We start from the raw sequence: 16,787 nt of genomic DNA on the forward strand, positions 1-16,787 counted from the left end.
TTCAAATGGTCATGAGTTATCTTTCCTAATGGGTAGAATGTAGCACCTTCTTTTACCTGTCTTGACAATTAAAAGGGTTGCTAAGGCTTCAACGGGTCTAATCCCTCCGCCTTTCTTTATAACAATATCTTATTTTAATGAACTTTGTGCAAAGAAACATAATATTTCAATTCTGTACAAGAGTCCGGATGTAAAACTTACCAACCCATAAAATGGGCCGGTAAGTTTATTTCTTTATAAACTTTTAAAGGCATTCTCCAGGTCTGCCTTCAGATCATCTATGTTTTCTATCCCTACCGACAACCTGATCAGGTCTTGTGACACCCCGGCATCAGCTTGCTGCTCTATCGTAAGTTGCTGATGGGTTGTGCTTGCGGGATGTATGATCAATGACTTGGTATCGCCAATATTGGCCAGGAGTGAAAATATTTCAGTGGCATCTGTAAACTTCTTTGCTGCTTCAAATCCACCTTCAATTCCAAAAGTTACAATGCCGCTTTGACCTTTAGGCAAATATTTGTCGGCCAAGTCCTTGTAGGGGCTACTGTCTAAACCTGGATAATTTACCCAGGCTACTTCCTTTCTGTTTTCAAGCCATTTGGCCAGATCCAGCGCATTTTCACTGTGTTGTTTGATCCTTACAGGCAATGTTTCCAGGCCCTGTATGATCTGAAAAGCATTAAAAGGGCTCATTGCCCCTCCAAAATCACGCAAGCCTTCAAGGATAAGTTTAAACGTATATGATGCATTGCCAAGCGCCTCGTGATATACGAGTCCATGATATCCTGCTGAGGGCTCTGTAAATTCAGGAAAGTTACCGTTTGCCCAGTCAAAATTACCTGCATCAATGATCACACCACCCAGAGAATTACCCTGTCCGCCAATGTATTTTGTCAGTGAATGAATCACAATATCTGCCCCGAATTTAATTGGGTTTAAAAGAGCCGGTGTCGCGACGGTATTATCAACAATAAACGGGACTTTAGCCGCTTTAGCCTCTCTGGATATACCTTCAAGATCAAGAACATCCAGTTTCGGGTTCCCCAGAGACTCCACAAAAAAGGCTCTTGTATTTTCCTTTACCGCTCTTCCAAAGCTTTCCGGATCAGAGGCATCCACAAAAGTTGTGCTGATTCCTAATCTCGGCAAGGTGACATTCAAGAGGTTATAAGTGCCTCCATAAAGACTGCTTGAAGCAACAATATGGTCTCCTGCTTTTAAAAGGGTTAACAAACCCGTTGAGATGGCTGCTGTTCCCGAAGCAAAAACCACTGCACCTATACCGCCTTCAATGGCCGCCAATCTCTTTTGCAAGATGTCATTTGTAGGGTTATTTAAACGGGTATAGATAAAACCCAGTTCTGCAAGGGAAAATAAATTGGCCGCATGATCTGTATTATCAAACACATAGGAGGTTGACTGGTAAATGGGTACGGCCCTGGTTCCTAAGGTCTGTGTGGTATCATGTCCGGCATGTAATGCTTTTGTTGCTAGCTTTTGATCGCTCATAATAAATGGTATTAATTTTTAGTGTATTATCTGTAAAAAATTGTCCTTTTTAGTTAGGTATTGCCAAGGGGACACAAAAATAAGCTATTTTTCATCAACGTAAATGGCAATACCTTATCATTTTTTTAAAAGCATTCATAGTGCGTATTTTATAAATTAAACATATTTGTTTCTGTTTGGATCAAAAAAAAAACCCCTGAATGAATTCAGAGGTTTTGTATTTATGATCAATTAAATTTATAGCATAAAAATCCTCTGCACCTGATCGTGCATCATCATTTTAACCATATTTAAGTTGTTGTTTTTCATTTTTTGTCTCAGGCAAATATAGAAATTAATTTTAAATACCAAATTATTTTAACTCAGCATGTCCAAAACTCACAGAAAAGTCAACGCACCATACCACGACATATTTATAGGTGCTCAAATCGGTACTGGCCGGAATAGCATAGTTAAAATCTCCTTCAATCCCTTTGAGGTCACCCAGGTTCACAAAATCTTTTGAATCGACCTCTATTGACAAATACAACAGTAATTTTGGACCACCATCTGTTTTAAAATTTGTTAGAGACAAGGTTGATTTATCAGAACTTACAGAACTGGAACCACTTGTTGGATGCGCATCACTTACAAAATCCCCCTTTAGTTCTTCGCTGGAGTTCCCTCCCGAATTCATCACCTTATCCGTTATTTCTCCATCACTTGAATTATATCCTGCCAACAAGAACAAACTCATGAACAGCATCATTATATCTTTCATAGAATTTAGATTTGATCAAATCTGTCGACATAATCCATAATCCTTAAAAAAAAATTAATTTGACGAAATCATGATTTTTTAATTTTTATTTTCCTTATTTTTGTGGCATATAATTCTGAGGAAAAATTTGAACTGATTGCAACCTCTATAAAAAATGCTAAAGCAGTAACTACTACTTTAGCTTCACAGGTCATCAATTCTTCTTTCTCATCTAAAACCGACAATTATGTCTTATTTATTTACGTCTGAATCTGTGTCTGAAGGACATCCTGATAAAGTGGCCGATCAAATCTCTGACAACCTGTTAGATAACTTTTTAGCATTTGATCCAAACGCAAAAGTGGCTTGTGAAACCTTGGTGACTACCGGCCAGGTTGTTTTGGCAGGTGAAGTAAAAACCACTACCTATATTGATGCTCCTATCATCGCCAGGGAAACCATAAAGAAAATTGGCTATACCAAAGGTGAGTATAAGTTTGAAGGAGAAAGTTGCGGGGTCATTTCGCTGATCCACGAGCAATCTCAGGATATCAATCAAGGTGTTGACCGTGGAACCCCGGAAGAACAGGGTGCAGGTGACCAGGGCATGATGTTTGGTTATGCCACTAACGAAACCGAAAATTTCATGCCGCTTGCCTTGGACCTTAGCCACAGGCTACTTAGAGAACTTGCAGTGATAAGGCGTGAAGGAAAAGAGATCAAATACCTTCGGCCTGATGCCAAAAGCCAGGTGACAATTGAATATTCAGATGAAGGGGTCCCGGAAAGAATAGATACCATAGTGCTTTCTACCCAGCATGACGAATTCGATGAGGACGAAAAAATGCTGGCTAAGATCAAACACGATATTGTGGGTATTCTTATTCCAAGGGTAAAGGCCCATCTGCCCAAAAATATTCAGAAATTATTTAACGATCAGATAAAATACCATATCAACCCGACTGGAAAGTTTGTCATCGGGGGGCCCCATGGTGATACAGGATTAACAGGAAGAAAGATTATTGTCGACACCTATGGAGGAAAAGGAGCCCATGGGGGTGGCGCATTTAGCGGAAAGGATCCCAGTAAGGTTGACCGCTCAGCAGCCTATGCTGCCCGGCATATTGCAAAGAATATGGTAGCTGCCGGAGTATGTGATCAGGTACTGGTGCAGGTTTCATATGCCATTGGCGTAGCCGAACCGACATCAATAAATGTAGAAACCTATAACTCCTCAAAAATCGATAAAAACGATGGTGAGATTTCCATGATCATAGAGAACTTATTTGATATGAGACCCGCTGCGATAGAGAAAAGGTTAAAACTAAGGAATCCAATATACAGTGAAACTGCTGCCTATGGTCATATGGGAAGAACGCCAAGAACGGTGACAAAACATTTCTCATCGCCCTATTCGGGAGATAAATCAATTGAGGTTGAATTGTTTACCTGGGAAAAGCTCGATTATGTGGATAAAATAAAACAGGCCTTTGATTTGTAGCATCAGTTAATTGATTTTGGGCCTTATACTGCAAATGACTTCTGGTTATAAGCAAATGTTCGTTCCCTGCATCCAAATTGGATTTTGACATGGATTCACTTGTTATTCTGCCTTAAACAGAGTAAATTTCGAATTACGGGGAATCGAAAATTCCTTTGGGTGCTAACTTTGAACCTTTAATCTCCTGAATGAAAAGTATACAATTTTTTTTTATGCTGCTGTTTTGTCTTTCGACAACGGCTCAGGAACTGGCAACAATGCTCGACCAGACTATTCCACTTAAGGCGGAAAAATTTATCGGGGTTGATGAGTTCGAAAGTATGTATTATACCAACGATAATATTCTTTACCGCAAAACATCAAAAAAAACATTCTCCTACAGTAATGTGGAACTGGGCAGATTGAGCGCGGTCAACATTCAGAATCCCTTTAAAATAATTCTGTTTTATGCTGATTTTAATGCAGTGATCATCCTTGACAATAACCTCAATGAGCTATCCGAAAGGATCGATTTCACACAGGAAACTTTGTTCAACAATGTGATCTTCGTCACGGGGTCGTCCCAAAACAATATATGGCTCTACGCTGATGACAACAAACTTCATCTATATGATTACCGTCATCTCAGCGAGGTACTTCAAACCCAACCCATTACATTTTATGATTCAGATTTTCAGCCAATCAAAGTGGCCAGTACCTATAAAAAAGTATGGATCCTCTCTGAAAAAAATGTAATGGAATTCAATGAATACGGTATTTATACCAGGTCGTATCCTGTGGAGAAAGCCGATAACATCTTTCCTTTTCAGAAAGGTTTTATCTATACGTCTGAAGGTTCCCTTTTTTATCAGTATCAGGATGAGAACATTCCTGTGCTGTTGGATTACAAAAATGACCTGAAATCAATCTATATAAACAAGTCCTCTATTTTTATTTATGACGGAAACAAGGTTTATGGATACCAAATAAAGGAGTGAAAAATTCGATAAATACCGGATATGATCTATATTTTTTTTAATTTCGCTAACCATTGCTAATCACTAAATCAAACTATTAGACCTATGCACATTGCTATAGCAGGAAATATTGGAGCAGGAAAGACAACTTTGACGAGTTTATTGGCAAAACATTATAAATGGGAACCTCATTTTGAGTCTGTTGCAGAGAACCCATACCTGGACGATTTTTACGGGTCTATGGAAAGATGGTCGTTTAATCTACAAATTTATTTTTTGAATAGCCGCTTTCGTCAAATTCTTGAGATCAGGGAGAGTGGGAAAAACATTATCCAAGACAGGACCATTTATGAGGATGCGAATATTTTTGCTCCAAACCTTCATGCCATGGGTTTGATGACGAACAGGGATTTTAGTAATTATGAAACCCTGTTTGAATTGATGGAACGCCTTGTTTCTCCGCCCGATCTGCTGATCTATCTCAGGGCGAGCATACCGACTCTTGTGGGTCAGATTCACAAACGCGGAAGGGATTTTGAAAACTCCATCAGTATTGACTATTTAAGTCGCTTAAATGAGCGCTATGAGGCCTGGATCTCAACCTATAAAAAAGGGAAACTTCTCATCATAGACATTGATCATCTCAATATTGTTGATAATCAGGAAGACCTTGGATCAATAATTGATCGGATTGATGCCCAGATTCACGGCTTGTTTTAAAGGTGCATTTGATTGAGTCATTATTGACTTAAATGGATTCCAAAAAAAAACTCTCAATATTAAATTGAGAGCTTTCCATTAAATTATAACTAAATTTATTTTATATTATCCATTACATCACCCTTTAAGGTTGAGTAATTGATCTTAAGGGCATTGATATTTCTTAATTCCTCTTTGATATCAGTAATGGTTCCCACATTTGATTTAATATCCGCCTTAATCGATGTTGTCAAAAGCGGGATTTCATCTTCAGGATGGGTCTCTCTTTCAGCAAAAATAAAATACTTTACATCTTTGATATCAGCTATTCGATCGTTCAATTGGATCTTATCTCCATTTTGATCTTTCACCTTTCCTACATAAATATAGCTTACCAAGCTTTTACGCTCCAGTTTTTTAATTTCTGTTGCTTTTGGCAATTGAGGCTTCATAATCTTCAATTCAGTCTCACGCATTACCGTTGTAACCATGAAAAAGAACAAGAGCATAAATACAATATCGGGTAATGATGCTGTTGAAATACCCGGCATTCCTTTTTTCTTCTTTTTAAACTTCGACATAAGAAATTACTTTGTGGGTTCAGCCTCAGATATGATCTGAGGGTACTTTCCCTTAATTATATTAATTCTTTCCTTCAGTGTCTCATTATTCGGACTGTTTGATTGGTCCTTTAACATCTGTGTATAAGAAACACCATACATTTTTTCAGACAATCGGTCTCTCAGATCTGTGTAGGCCCCTACCAATTCATTCTGAACAGATATATAGGTTCCATATGAAGTTCCACGATCACTTTCCAAGGAGATGACCGCCTTGTTCGGGTGGTCAGATGATGCCGGATCCTTAGCTCCTTCACACCAGTCACATTCTGCCGGTTCAGCTCCATCAATTGGATTTCCCAGTCCTCCTCCATTATCGATAAACTTTATAGCTTCCTCACGAATCTGATCGATAGTCATAAAAGTTTCTCCTTCTACCAAAATATCATTGTTGCGGTTAACTGTCACCACGAACACATTCTTCTCTTTTAATTTTGGTGGTTCAGGGGCATCTGGCGGTTGTTTTTCAGGCAACTTCCTGCTAATCCCGGTGTCCACATCCATTGTAGTTGTTACTAGAAAGAATATGAGCAACAAGAAAGCAATATCGGCCATTGACCCTGCATTGATTTCCGGTACATCTCTTTTTGCCATAATATTATTTTGTTGATACTAACGATTTAACAAAATCCCATAAAAAGAAAGCAAGGCCAATTCCTCCGAGGATCATTGAGTACCATATTCCGGTACTTACCCATTTTGAGGTACTTCCGGCTTCACCGTCTTTAATTATATTTCCAGACACATTTGTTACCGCTGCGTCTGAAGCCATCGCATATGAAATCAATAACAATAATCCTAAACCTGCCAATGAAACCAAGGTTTTCTTAAGAAGTTTAGGTTGTCTGACTAAATTCCATAGTGAGAATACAACGGCAATAACCGTTGTGATGATCAAAATCACATTTGCAAATGACACAAACGGAGATACCAGACTGTTTTGCAAATCCAAACTCTCTTTAACAGCATCATCGCCTTCCATAATTATCCTTACCAGAAAGTAGATGGCAATTAAACCAATCAGTCCTGAAATAAGTGATAATATTTTAGATACTTTACTATTCATAATTCTCTTATTTATTTCTGATCAAAAGATCCACCAACTTAATAGAGGCATCTTCCATGTTATTTACAATACTATCAATTTTAGAAATGATATAATTATAAAAGATTTGAAGAATAATCGCTACTACTAAACCAAATACAGTTGTCAAAAGAGCCACTTTAATACCACCCGCTACAACCGCTGGAGAAATATCACCTGCCGCCTCAATCGAGTCAAATGCAGAAATCATACCAATTACAGTTCCCATGAAACCGAGCATCGGAGCAAGAGCGATAAATAAAGACAACCAAGAAACATTTTTCTCTAAAAGTCCCATTTGAACACCTCCATAGGCGACAACCGCCTTTTCAGCAGCATCAACCCCTTCATCCATTCTATCCAGACCTTGATAAAAAATTGAAGCAACGGGTCCTTTTGTGTTTCTGCATAATTCTTTTGCAGCTTCAACACCACCTGATCCCATAGCCTCTTCTACGTCATTGACTAATTTTTCTGTATTCGTTGTGGCCATGTTCAAGTAAATGATTCTCTCTATGGCAATAGCCAAACCTAAAATCAAGGTTACTAATACAATCCCCATAAAGAAAGGACCACCTTCAATAAAACGCTGTTTTAAAACTTGATGAAAAGTTTTTTCAGCTACTGGTTCTGTTTGTGCATAAATGTCTTGAACTGAGCTCAATAACATCAATCCTGTCATTGCGAGGATAGTAAATACTTTTTTCATTTTTGTAAATGTTTGTTATTTAAATTTAGTTAACGGGTTTAAAGATATAAAAATTTTGGAACATATGAACATCTTCCGCGGAGAGAAAGGGATTCGAACCCCCGTTACGATTTCTCATAAACACGCTTTCCAAGCGTGCGCCTTAAGCCACTCGGCCACCTCTCCAAAAAAGTCAAAATTAATATGAAGGGCAAGTAACAAAAAATAATTTAATTGTAAAAACTTTTAATTCAAAACTAATCCAATTCTCCCCTTAAGGAATGCTCAAATTCTCTTTTAAATTTTTTAAAGGGAATTTTTAGACCCAGGAGTAATTTTAACTTGGCAATTGCCGATTCTGTTGTGATGTTTTTTCCGCTGATAACTCCAGCATTCTTAAGGTGTACACTTGTTTCATAATGTCCCATTAAAACACTTCCGCTTATGCATTGGGTTACATTGATCACCGGTATGTTTCTTTCAATGGTTTTGATAATAATATCTGTAAACCAAGTATCTGTCTGAGCATTCCCCGCGCCATAGGTCTCAAGAATCACCCCTTCAAGATCCGGGCAATTCAATATATGTTCAACCATATTTTTGTTAATTCCCGGAAAAAGTTTCAGAATTACTACACTGGCATCAAAATTTTTTTGGAGCCTTAATGGTTTTTCCGATTCAGCCTTTGCAAGCCATGGATCATTAAAATTCAAATGTACGCCGCTCTCCCCCAAATGCGGATAATTTGGCGATTCGAACGCTTCAAATTGCTCCGAACTCACTTTTGTAGTTCGGTTGGCACGATACAATTTATATTCAAAATATAGTCCGACTTCCTTGATTCTGGGCTCACCGTTTTCCTGGGCAGCAGCTACCTGTATCGCTGTGATCAGGTTCTCTTTCGCATCTGTTCTCAAATCTCCAATGGGTAACTGAGATCCGGTAAAAATAACCGGTTTACCCAAGTTTTCAAGTATAAAACTGAGTGCAGAAGAGGTGTATGACATCGTGTCAGTTCCTGTTAGTACAACAAAACCATCTATGTCCTGATATCTTTCTTCAATAATCTCAGCAATCATTACCCAATAGGCTGGTGACATGTTTGAAGAATCAATAGGGCTCGAAAAACCGGTTGTTTCTATATGACAATCCAATAATTTAAGTTCAGGTATCTTGATCTTGATATTCTCAAAATCAAATGCTTTGAGTGCATTTGATTTGTAATCTTTAACCATCCCTATGGTTCCTCCCGTGTAGATAAGTAAGATCTTTGGCACTTTATTTTTCATAAAAACAAAATTAGCATGCTTTTTGCTATAAAAGTATTAATTAATACCTAAGATACATTTGATATGACTGGTTCTTTTTTATTGATTATCATAATCGGGATTTTGGGCATGCTTGTTCAGGGCCGGTTAAAAAGCAAATTTAAAAAATATTCAAAGCTGCATCTTCACAATGGAATGAGCGGAAGGGAAATTGCTGAAAAAATGCTGGCGGACAATCATATTTACGACGTTAATGTGATCTCCACCCCTGGGAGCTTAACCGACCATTACAACCCACAAAACAAAACAGTAAATTTAAGCGAATCTGTTTATTCTGAGCGTAACGCGGCGGCGGCGGCTGTGGCAGCACATGAATGCGGACATGCTGTACAGCATGCTAAAAGCTACGCCTGGCTTCAATTGAGGTCGAGGCTGGTTCCCGCCGTGGGAATTTCATCCAAGCTTGCCTCTTTTCTATTGATTGCTGGGATTTTTACCGTAGAGGTTTTTCCTCAGTTATTACTTCTGGGTATTTTACTGTTTGCTGCCACTGTTTTATTTACCTTAGTAACCCTGCCTGTTGAATACGATGCGAGTAACAGGGCTCTGGCCTGGCTCGAAGCAAATCAAATGGTGACCAATAACGAACATGATGCTGCTAAAGATGCGCTCAAATGGGCTGCAAGAACTTATGTAGTCTCTGCGCTTAGCTCTATTGCTACTTTGCTGTACTATGTAAATATTTACAATAGCAGGAGCTAGTATAAAAGATCCTGAGGCGATCGGAAGTGAGGTGATCGGAAGTGAACCCCTCACTTCCGATCGCCTCAGTTTTTAAATCTTCAACTGCCTGTCAATCTGCTGATCCAATGAAATAAATGTTTCTGTTCTGGCTACTCCTTTGATGTTCTGTATCTCATGGTTCAAAACCTGCATCAAGTGCTCATTATCCCTACAAAGAATCTTTACAAAAATAGCATAATTTCCTGTGGTATAGTGACTTTCAATAACTTCATCAATGTCTTTAAGCCGTTTGATGGCCTCTTTATACTTACTTGAACTGTCGAGGAAAATACCCACAAACGCAAGTGTCTTAAAACCAAGAACTTTTGGGTTAATGATAAATTTTGATCCTGAAATCAAACCTGATGCCTCCAATTTTCTCAAACGCTGATGGATTGCCGCACCCGAAATACCCACTTTTCTGGCTATACTAAGAATAGGCGTTCTTGCATCTTCCATAAGCTCATTTAGAATGAGTTTGTCAATGCCATCTATTTTTAAGTTGTTCTCCTTCATCACGATGAGCCATTATTTTTTATGATATTACAATTCTTGGTGCTGAACGTATATTTTGATTACAATCATAGTTAAAAGTAAAAAAAAAGATATGAATTTATCATATCTTTTTAACTTTTTATTTTAATTCATAACGATCATTCAGTCTGCATTTTAAAACTATCCATAAATGCCGTTGTATAATTTCCTGACACATAATCCGGATCATCCATTAACTGTCTGTGAAATGGAATTGTGGTTTTTATACCCTCTATTACAAATTCATCAAGCGCTCTTTTCATTTTACTAATAGCCTCTTCCCTGGTCTGCGCTGTAACAATAAGCTTAGCGATCATCGAATCGTAATTGGGAGGAATCGTATAACCGGCATAAACATGTGTATCAAGCCTGACTCCATGGCCACCGGGTGCATGGAAAATTGTAATTGTTCCCGGAGAAGGCCTGAATTTGTTAAAAGGATCTTCCGCATTGATTCTGCATTCGATAGAATGCTGTGTTGGATAATAGTTGATTCCTATAATCGGAACACCGGCAGCCACTTTAATCTGCTCACGGATCAGATCAAAATTCGCTATTACCTGTTCTGTAATAGGGTGCTCCACCTGAATTCTCGTATTCATTTCCATGAAATAGAAATTCCTGTGTTTATCAACCAGGAACTCAATGGTTCCAGCACCTTCATACTTGATGTATTCTGATGCTAAAACAGCAGCATCCCCCATTTTTTCTCTTAGCTCGTCTGTCATAAAAGGAGAAGGTGTTTCCTCTGTAAGTTTTTGATGCCTCCTTTGAATCGAACAGTCTCTTTCAGACAAATGACAGGCTCTTCCTTTTGAATCACCAACAATTTGAATTTCGATATGTCTTGGCTCTTCAATAAGTTTTTCCATATACATCCCGTCGTTACCAAAGGCTGCTTTAGATTCTTGCCTTGCGGAATCCCAGGCATCTTCAAGATCTTCAGGCTTCCAGACCGCTCGCATACCCTTGCCTCCGCCTCCGGCAGTAGCCTTAAGCATCACAGGGTAACCAATTTCTTCAGCGGTTTTCTTGGCAGCAGAAAATGAAGGTAAAATTCCATCAGAACCAGGAACAGTAGGAACTCCTGCTTTTTTCATGGTTGCTTTTGCCGAAGCCTTGTCTCCCATCAGGTTGATCATTTCTTCAGAAGCTCCGATAAACTTGATACCGTGTTCTTCACAAATCTTTGAAAACCGGGCGTTTTCTGATAAAAAGCCATATCCTGGATGGATAGCATCTGCATTGGTAATCTCAGCTGCGGCTATGATATTGGATATCTTTAAATAGGAATCTGTACTTGGCGGCGGCCCAATACATACGGCCTCATCAGCAAAACGAACATGCAAACTTTCAGCGTCAGCTGTTGAATATACAGCAACTGAACTGATACCCATCTCACGACATGTACGTATGATACGAAGAGCAATTTCTCCTCTGTTTGCTATTAATATTTTTTTAAACATAATTTTATCAAATTACATTAGTACTGAATAGTGATCAGGAATTTACTGATCTTTTATAGGATAGCTTGATACTAGGAAGGATCAATCAGGAACAATGGCTGATCAAATTCAACAGGAGACGAATCTTCCACCAAAACTTTAACAATTTTACCAGAAACCTCTGATTCAACTTCGTTAAAAAGTTTCATGGCCTCGATGATACAAACAGTGTCCCCGGCTTCAATAGTATCCCCAACTTTAACAAATACTGGCTTGTCCGGTGAAGGTTTTCTGTATAATGTTCCAATGATCGGAGATTTAATCTCAATATATTTCGAGGTATCTTCTCCACCTTGATCTTTTGTTTCTGACGCTTCAGTAGCTGCTGGCACTGGCTGTGGTTCAGTCGGGTGAACCTGCGCTGGCATCGAAACCGGGGCAGCCTGCTGGAAGTAATTCGTTTCATGTCTGTCAGATCCGGTTTTGATCGTTATTTTGACATCACCCATTTCCAACTTCACTTCATTAGCACCTGATTTGGCTACGAATTTAATTAGGTTTTGAATTTCTTTTAATTCCATAATGTTATTGTTTAGAATGTTTTTATGAATTATAACACCACTTAAAATAAATAGATCCCCATGAAAAACCACCACCAAATGCAGCGAATATTACATTGTCTCCTTTTTTAAGTTGCTTCTCATAATCAGCTAAAAGCAATGGTAAAGTAGCTGAAGTAGTATTTCCGTAATTTTGAATGTTCAACATTACTTTGGAAGGATCTAGTTTAATGCGTTTGGCAGTTGCCTCAACAATGCGTTTATTCGCCTGATGAGCTGCTAACCAATCCACATCCTTGTTGGAAAGATTGTTTCTCTCCATGATTTTTTCAGTCACATCCGCCATATTGAAGACGGCATTTTTAAAAACCGTTTGTCCGTCTTGTTTTGCAAAATGCAATCTTTTCTTTACTGTCTCCTCCGTTGCAGGCATCACCGACCCTCCGGCCGCAACATTTAAAAATTCTCTGCCTGAACCGTCAGATCTCATGTATTCGTCTTGCAATCCATTTCCGTCTGTAGTAGGTTCAACCAAAACAGCTCCTGCTCCATCACCAAAAATAATACATGTGGCTCTGTCAGTATAATCTATCATGGAGGAATTCTTATCGGCTCCTATAAGTAATATTTTTTTATACCTTCCTCCCTCAATATATCCGGCAGCTACAGATAATCCATACAAAAAACTAGAACATGCAGCTTCAAGATCAAAAGCAAAGGCATTGACCGCACCTATCTCAGAAGCTACAAAAGCACCCGTAGAAGCGGCTTGCATATCGGGAGTGGCTGTACACAAAATAACCATTTCGATTTCTTTTGGATCCAGCTTGGTTTTGGCGATCAGATCTTCAGCAGCTTTGATAGCCAAAAATGAAGTTCCTTTTCCTTCTTCCTTTAAAATTCTTCTTTCTTTTATTCCGGTTCTCGAAGTAATCCATTCGTCATTGGTCTCAACCATAGTCTCCAATTCCTTGTTAGTAAGAACATAATCAGGAACATATTTGCCAACAGCGGTAATCGCAGCAGTAACTTTACTCATGTCAGTTTATTTACTGTTTTAAGAAATAAAATGTTTGTAATATGATAAAACAGAGGTCAAAAGTAATAAAATTAAGTTTGCCCCTTCTTTAAAAAAAAACATTTTTTGTCAATTTTCAATTAAAATCAACAAAAAAACCCTCAAAAATGAGGGTTTCGAGCATAAATATCAAATCTCTTGACTATGCTTGGTTTTCTTGAGCGTCAATTAAAATCTGGCCTCTATAGTACAATTTACCTTCATGCCAGTGGGCACGATGGTATAAATGAGCTTCGCCAGTAGTAGGATCTTTTGCAATTTGAGGAGATACAGCTTTGTAATGCGTTCTTCTCTTATCTCTTCTTGTTTTTGACGTTTTTCTTTTAGGATGTGCCATCTCTATTTATTTTTATCTATTAGTAATTTTTTCAAATCATCCCATCTGGGATCTGTTTCCTCTTTATCTTTCTTCTTTTCCGGGCTCAGTTCATCAAGTTTTTTCAATACATCCGATTTTAGGGAACCATCAGCGATTCCAGGATGAATTTTCTTCAATGGAACAGCAAGAACGATCATTTCATAAATAAATTGAGAATGATCCAATTGATGTTCTCCATGCGGCAGGATTAACACCTCCTCATTATCATCATTGTATTCCTCTCCAAACTTAACTACCAGATCAAGCGCTCCGCTCATTGGAAGTTCAAAAGCTTCATTAGACAGATCACAAGTAACTGTTGCCTTCCCTTCACAGGTAAAATACAATTCCAACAAGGTACTTTTTTTAACAAAATCAAGTACTATCGTAAAATCGGCATCCAAAAATTCATCGAACGAATAAGACTCAAAGAACTGTTTGTCAATTCTATATTCAAATTTGTGCTTTCCTTCTTTTAATCCAAAAAACGACAACACAAAATCATTTGACAATTTCATCTGAACATAAATTTGAGCGCGCAAAGATAGAAAAAAATTAAGTATTTAAAAACAATTTATTTAGAATATTGTTTTTTCTTCTCTTTTTGAATTTCAAGTTTGTTCTCCATCAGGTCATAATACTCTTCCCTGTGCCTGAACAATTTGATTGCCATAAAGATAGCTTCCATGAATGAACTGAATTCAGCTTTTCCTTTTCCTGCAATCTCATAGGCAGTTCCATGATCAGGAGAGGTCCTTATCTTTTGAAGCCCAGCAGTGAAATTCACCCCATTACCAAAAGCAAGTGTTTTAAATGCTGTAAGCCCCTGATCGTGATACATCGCCAAAATTCCATCAAAACCCTTATAGCTTTCATTTCCAAAAAAACTATCAGCGGGATAAGGGCCGTAAACAATTTTTCCGTCCTTTTGTATGTCAAGTAAAGTCGGCCTTACGATCTCATCATCTTCCGTTCCGATAACTCCATGGTCACCGCAATGCGGATTCAAGCCTAAAACGGCGATTTTGGGTTTGGCAATATTGAAATCTTCTTCCAGTGACTTATACATGATATTTACCTTCTTCCTGATCAATTCAGCGCTAATTTCCTCTGCTACTTTACTAATAGGTATATGGCCAGTTATCAAGCCCACCCTTAAATCTCCGGAACAAAGAATCATCAGGGCTTCTCCTTCTAACTTACTTTCTAAAAACTCAGTGTGGCCTTTAAATGAAAATGTGTCAGACTGTATATTGTTTTTATCTATTGGTGCTGTAACCAATACATCAACATCTCCTTTTTTAAGTGCTTCCGTGGCATTTTCTAAAGAAAGTAACGCATATTTTCCCGAGTTTTTGGTCGGTTTCCCCAATTCCACATCGACCATGTCCTTCCAAACATTCAAAAGATTTAGCTTTTGGGGGACCATCTTATCAATATGATCTATTCCATGGATACCCGTATTCAATTCCAACGCTTTCTTATGAAAACTCACTACCTTAGATGAAGCAAAAATCACAGGAGTACAAAAGTCTAGCATTCTGCTGTCTTCAAACGATTTCAATATGATCTCAATACCAATCCCGTTTAAATCACCAACCGAAATTCCTACTTTTATTTTATCCTTTTTTTTCATCCACCTCTGTAATAATTGTTAATTTTGAAAGGTAATTCAATTTTACCGAATCACAAATTTAATCAATAATTTTACAATATGTTTACGGGAATCATAGAAGAATTGGGAGAGGTCATCGAATTAAACAAAGACAGGGATAATTTAAATATTACAGTTAGAAGTGAATTGTCTAAAGAACTCAAAATAGATCAAAGCCTGGCTCATAACGGCGTTTGTTTGACCGTGTTTGAACTTGGCGAAGGCACTCATACGATTACTGCGATAAAAGAAACGCTTGACAAATCGAATATTGGAAATTTAAGTATTGGTTCTAAAATTAATCTGGAAAGGGCCATGCAATTGGGTTCAAGACTAGACGGCCACATTGTTCAGGGGCACGTAGACCAGATTGCAGTTTGTTCTGAAATAAAAGCTGAAGAAGGTAGCTGGATCTATACCTTTACTTATGAAGATACCTATCAGAATTTGACTATTGAAAAAGGGTCTATCACGGTTAACGGCGTAAGTCTCACCGTTGTTAATTCGAAACCGGAGCGTTTTAGTGTAGCCATAATTCCCTACACGTATGAGCACACTAATTTTCACCAGATTAAAATTGGTGATACTGTAAATCTGGAATTTGATGTAATCGGAAAATATGTAGCCAGGTTATTGGGGAAGTAGCAAATAATTAATGCAGCCGCTAGTTCTTAGCGTTGTCATATATCTTTTTAACCGCGTATCCAACACCTAAAGCGAGTAATCCAAAAATACCTCCGTCAATAGGTACCGGTGGTGGTGGTGGTGGCGGTCCTTGAGCTAGTGCCAAGTCAGAAACCAAGATAAAAGTAAAACACAGTATTACTTTAAAGTATTTATTTGCCATAAAAAATTACCCTTTTTTTTAGATCTTTAATATAACGTAAATAAATCTAATTTGTTGCAAATATATGAAAACGATTAAAAAATATGTCAATAACCATTAAATTATTTAACATTAATTCAATTGACAACTCAAACGTCAACATCAAATTTAAGAACTATAGATTATATTTAAATATTTAATTCAAAATATTAATTAAATATTGCTAATTATTTTTCTTTTATTGCTAATTATTTCTCTTTTTATCCTCTTCATGAACAAGCCATGAAAAAAGCCCGAACAGCACGTTCGGGCTTTTCTGTGGACCCACCAGGGCTCGAACCTGGGACCACCTGATTATGAGTCAGGTGCTCTAACCAACTGAGCTATGGGTCCTAAATTTGAGTGCAATATTAATATTTTTTTACGTGATGCACAATAATTATCTTTGATTAATTTTTTGAAAAGAGTTAATCCAGAAAATAGTT

21 protein-coding genes, 2 tRNA genes and 1 riboswitch are annotated in these 16,787 nt (G+C 37.9%); of the genes, 5 read left to right on the forward strand and 18 right to left on the reverse strand.

Translation table 11 applies throughout. The features are described 5' to 3' along the window. Window positions 1-13: 13 nt before the first annotated feature. Window positions 14-125, reverse strand: a riboswitch (SAM riboswitch). 109 nt (window positions 126-234) lie between these two features. From AABB81_RS11720 to AABB81_RS11730, 3 genes are all read right to left on the reverse strand, one after another. Beyond that, window positions 235-1,509 (reverse strand): O-acetylhomoserine aminocarboxypropyltransferase/cysteine synthase family protein, encoded by a 1,275-nt coding sequence (locus tag AABB81_RS11720; RefSeq protein ID WP_342160717.1) that lies wholly within the window; start codon window positions 1,507-1,509, stop codon window positions 235-237. Between the two features lie 352 nt (window positions 1,510-1,861). Next, window positions 1,862-2,269, reverse strand: a complete 408-nt coding sequence (locus AABB81_RS11725) for a DM13 domain-containing protein (protein ID WP_342160718.1) — start codon at window positions 2,267-2,269, stop codon at window positions 1,862-1,864. A gap of 68 nt (window positions 2,270-2,337) precedes the next feature. Beyond that, entirely contained in the window at window positions 2,338-2,493 is a 156-nt protein-coding gene (locus AABB81_RS11730; RefSeq protein WP_342160719.1) for a hypothetical protein, read from the reverse strand. A gap of 2 nt (window positions 2,494-2,495) precedes the next feature. On the opposite strand from AABB81_RS11730, the gene metK reads away from it, so the two are divergent. The 3 genes from metK to AABB81_RS11745 all read left to right on the forward strand — a co-directional run bounded on the left by metK (window position 2,496) and on the right by AABB81_RS11745 (window position 5,425). Further along, window positions 2,496-3,749 carry a methionine adenosyltransferase gene (gene metK, locus AABB81_RS11735; protein ID WP_342160720.1) on the forward strand — a complete coding sequence of 418 codons (1,254 nt, stop codon included), beginning with the start codon at window positions 2,496-2,498 and terminating at the stop codon, window positions 3,747-3,749. 188 nt (window positions 3,750-3,937) lie between these two features. Further along, window positions 3,938-4,726, forward strand: a complete 789-nt coding sequence (locus AABB81_RS11740) for a hypothetical protein (RefSeq protein WP_342160721.1) — start codon at window positions 3,938-3,940, stop codon at window positions 4,724-4,726. 84 nt (window positions 4,727-4,810) lie between these two features. After that, window positions 4,811-5,425: a deoxynucleoside kinase gene (locus AABB81_RS11745; protein WP_342160723.1), complete on the forward strand. Its 615-nt coding sequence runs from the start codon at window positions 4,811-4,813 to the stop codon at window positions 5,423-5,425. Window positions 5,426-5,520: 95 nt separating this feature from the next. Here AABB81_RS11745 and AABB81_RS11750 read toward each other — a convergent pair whose 3' ends face one another. The 6 genes from AABB81_RS11750 to AABB81_RS11775 all read right to left on the reverse strand — a co-directional run bounded on the left by AABB81_RS11750 (window position 5,521) and on the right by AABB81_RS11775 (window position 9,085). Beyond that, on the reverse strand, window positions 5,521-5,985 hold the full coding sequence (locus tag AABB81_RS11750; RefSeq protein ID WP_342160724.1) for an ExbD/TolR family protein: 465 nt from the start codon (window positions 5,983-5,985) through the stop codon (window positions 5,521-5,523). A 6-nt stretch (window positions 5,986-5,991) separates the two neighbouring features. Continuing rightward, window positions 5,992-6,618: an ExbD/TolR family protein gene (locus AABB81_RS11755; RefSeq protein ID WP_342160725.1), complete on the reverse strand. Its 627-nt coding sequence runs from the start codon at window positions 6,616-6,618 to the stop codon at window positions 5,992-5,994. A 4-nt stretch (window positions 6,619-6,622) separates the two neighbouring features. After that, a complete protein-coding gene (locus tag AABB81_RS11760) occupies window positions 6,623-7,090 on the reverse strand; it encodes a hypothetical protein (RefSeq protein WP_342160726.1) in 468 nt (155 codons plus the stop codon). Between the two features lie 7 nt (window positions 7,091-7,097). Next, entirely contained in the window at window positions 7,098-7,817 is a 720-nt protein-coding gene (locus AABB81_RS11765) for a MotA/TolQ/ExbB proton channel family protein (protein ID WP_342160727.1), read from the reverse strand. Window positions 7,818-7,895: 78 nt separating this feature from the next. Further along, window positions 7,896-7,982: transfer RNA gene (locus AABB81_RS11770), tRNA-Ser, on the reverse strand. Between the two features lie 71 nt (window positions 7,983-8,053). Then, the gene (locus AABB81_RS11775) at window positions 8,054-9,085 is read right to left on the reverse strand and encodes an asparaginase (RefSeq protein WP_342160728.1); all 1,032 of its coding nucleotides are present in this window, start codon (window positions 9,083-9,085) and stop codon (window positions 8,054-8,056) included. Between the two features lie 63 nt (window positions 9,086-9,148). On the opposite strand from AABB81_RS11775, the gene AABB81_RS11780 reads away from it, so the two are divergent. Beyond that, complete coding sequence (locus tag AABB81_RS11780; RefSeq protein WP_342160729.1) at window positions 9,149-9,826, forward strand: zinc metallopeptidase; 678 nt, start codon at window positions 9,149-9,151, stop codon at window positions 9,824-9,826. Between the two features lie 72 nt (window positions 9,827-9,898). On the opposite strand, the gene AABB81_RS11785 is transcribed toward AABB81_RS11780, so the two are convergent. The 7 genes from AABB81_RS11785 to pdxA form a co-directional block, all read right to left on the reverse strand. Next, window positions 9,899-10,363 carry an Lrp/AsnC ligand binding domain-containing protein gene (locus AABB81_RS11785; protein ID WP_342160730.1) on the reverse strand — a complete coding sequence of 155 codons (465 nt, stop codon included), beginning with the start codon at window positions 10,361-10,363 and terminating at the stop codon, window positions 9,899-9,901. 137 nt (window positions 10,364-10,500) lie between these two features. Further along, a complete protein-coding gene (gene accC / locus AABB81_RS11790; RefSeq protein ID WP_342160731.1) occupies window positions 10,501-11,847 on the reverse strand; it encodes an acetyl-CoA carboxylase biotin carboxylase subunit in 1,347 nt (448 codons plus the stop codon). A 71-nt stretch (window positions 11,848-11,918) separates the two neighbouring features. Continuing rightward, window positions 11,919-12,407 carry an acetyl-CoA carboxylase biotin carboxyl carrier protein gene (gene accB / locus AABB81_RS11795; protein ID WP_342160732.1) on the reverse strand — a complete coding sequence of 163 codons (489 nt, stop codon included), beginning with the start codon at window positions 12,405-12,407 and terminating at the stop codon, window positions 11,919-11,921. Window positions 12,408-12,429: 22 nt separating this feature from the next. Continuing rightward, on the reverse strand, window positions 12,430-13,425 hold the full coding sequence (locus tag AABB81_RS11800; RefSeq protein ID WP_342160733.1) for a beta-ketoacyl-ACP synthase III: 996 nt from the start codon (window positions 13,423-13,425) through the stop codon (window positions 12,430-12,432). Between the two features lie 181 nt (window positions 13,426-13,606). Beyond that, window positions 13,607-13,801 (reverse strand): 50S ribosomal protein L32, encoded by a 195-nt coding sequence (gene rpmF, locus AABB81_RS11805; protein ID WP_342160734.1) that lies wholly within the window; start codon window positions 13,799-13,801, stop codon window positions 13,607-13,609. Window positions 13,802-13,803: 2 nt separating this feature from the next. After that, window positions 13,804-14,340: a YceD family protein gene (locus tag AABB81_RS11810; RefSeq protein WP_342160735.1), complete on the reverse strand. Its 537-nt coding sequence runs from the start codon at window positions 14,338-14,340 to the stop codon at window positions 13,804-13,806. Window positions 14,341-14,396: 56 nt separating this feature from the next. Further along, window positions 14,397-15,458 (reverse strand): 4-hydroxythreonine-4-phosphate dehydrogenase PdxA, encoded by a 1,062-nt coding sequence (gene pdxA, locus AABB81_RS11815; RefSeq protein ID WP_342160736.1) that lies wholly within the window; start codon window positions 15,456-15,458, stop codon window positions 14,397-14,399. Window positions 15,459-15,536: 78 nt separating this feature from the next. Between pdxA and AABB81_RS11820 the strand changes: the two genes are divergently transcribed. Further along, complete coding sequence (locus AABB81_RS11820) at window positions 15,537-16,121, forward strand: riboflavin synthase (protein WP_342160738.1); 585 nt, start codon at window positions 15,537-15,539, stop codon at window positions 16,119-16,121. Between the two features lie 19 nt (window positions 16,122-16,140). Here the strand turns inward: AABB81_RS11820 and AABB81_RS11825 are convergent, their stop codons facing one another. Together AABB81_RS11825 and AABB81_RS11830 are read right to left on the reverse strand one after the other, a co-directional pair. Then, on the reverse strand, window positions 16,141-16,266 hold the full coding sequence (locus tag AABB81_RS11825; protein ID WP_342160739.1) for a PID-CTERM protein-sorting domain-containing protein: 126 nt from the start codon (window positions 16,264-16,266) through the stop codon (window positions 16,141-16,143). Window positions 16,267-16,621: 355 nt separating this feature from the next. Then, window positions 16,622-16,695, reverse strand: a tRNA-Ile gene (locus AABB81_RS11830). Window positions 16,696-16,787: the final 92 nt, after the last annotated feature.

Origin of the sequence: Lutimonas vermicola (assembly GCF_038433205.1) — a bacterium.
GTDB lineage: Bacteria > Bacteroidota > Bacteroidia > Flavobacteriales > Flavobacteriaceae > Lutimonas > Lutimonas vermicola.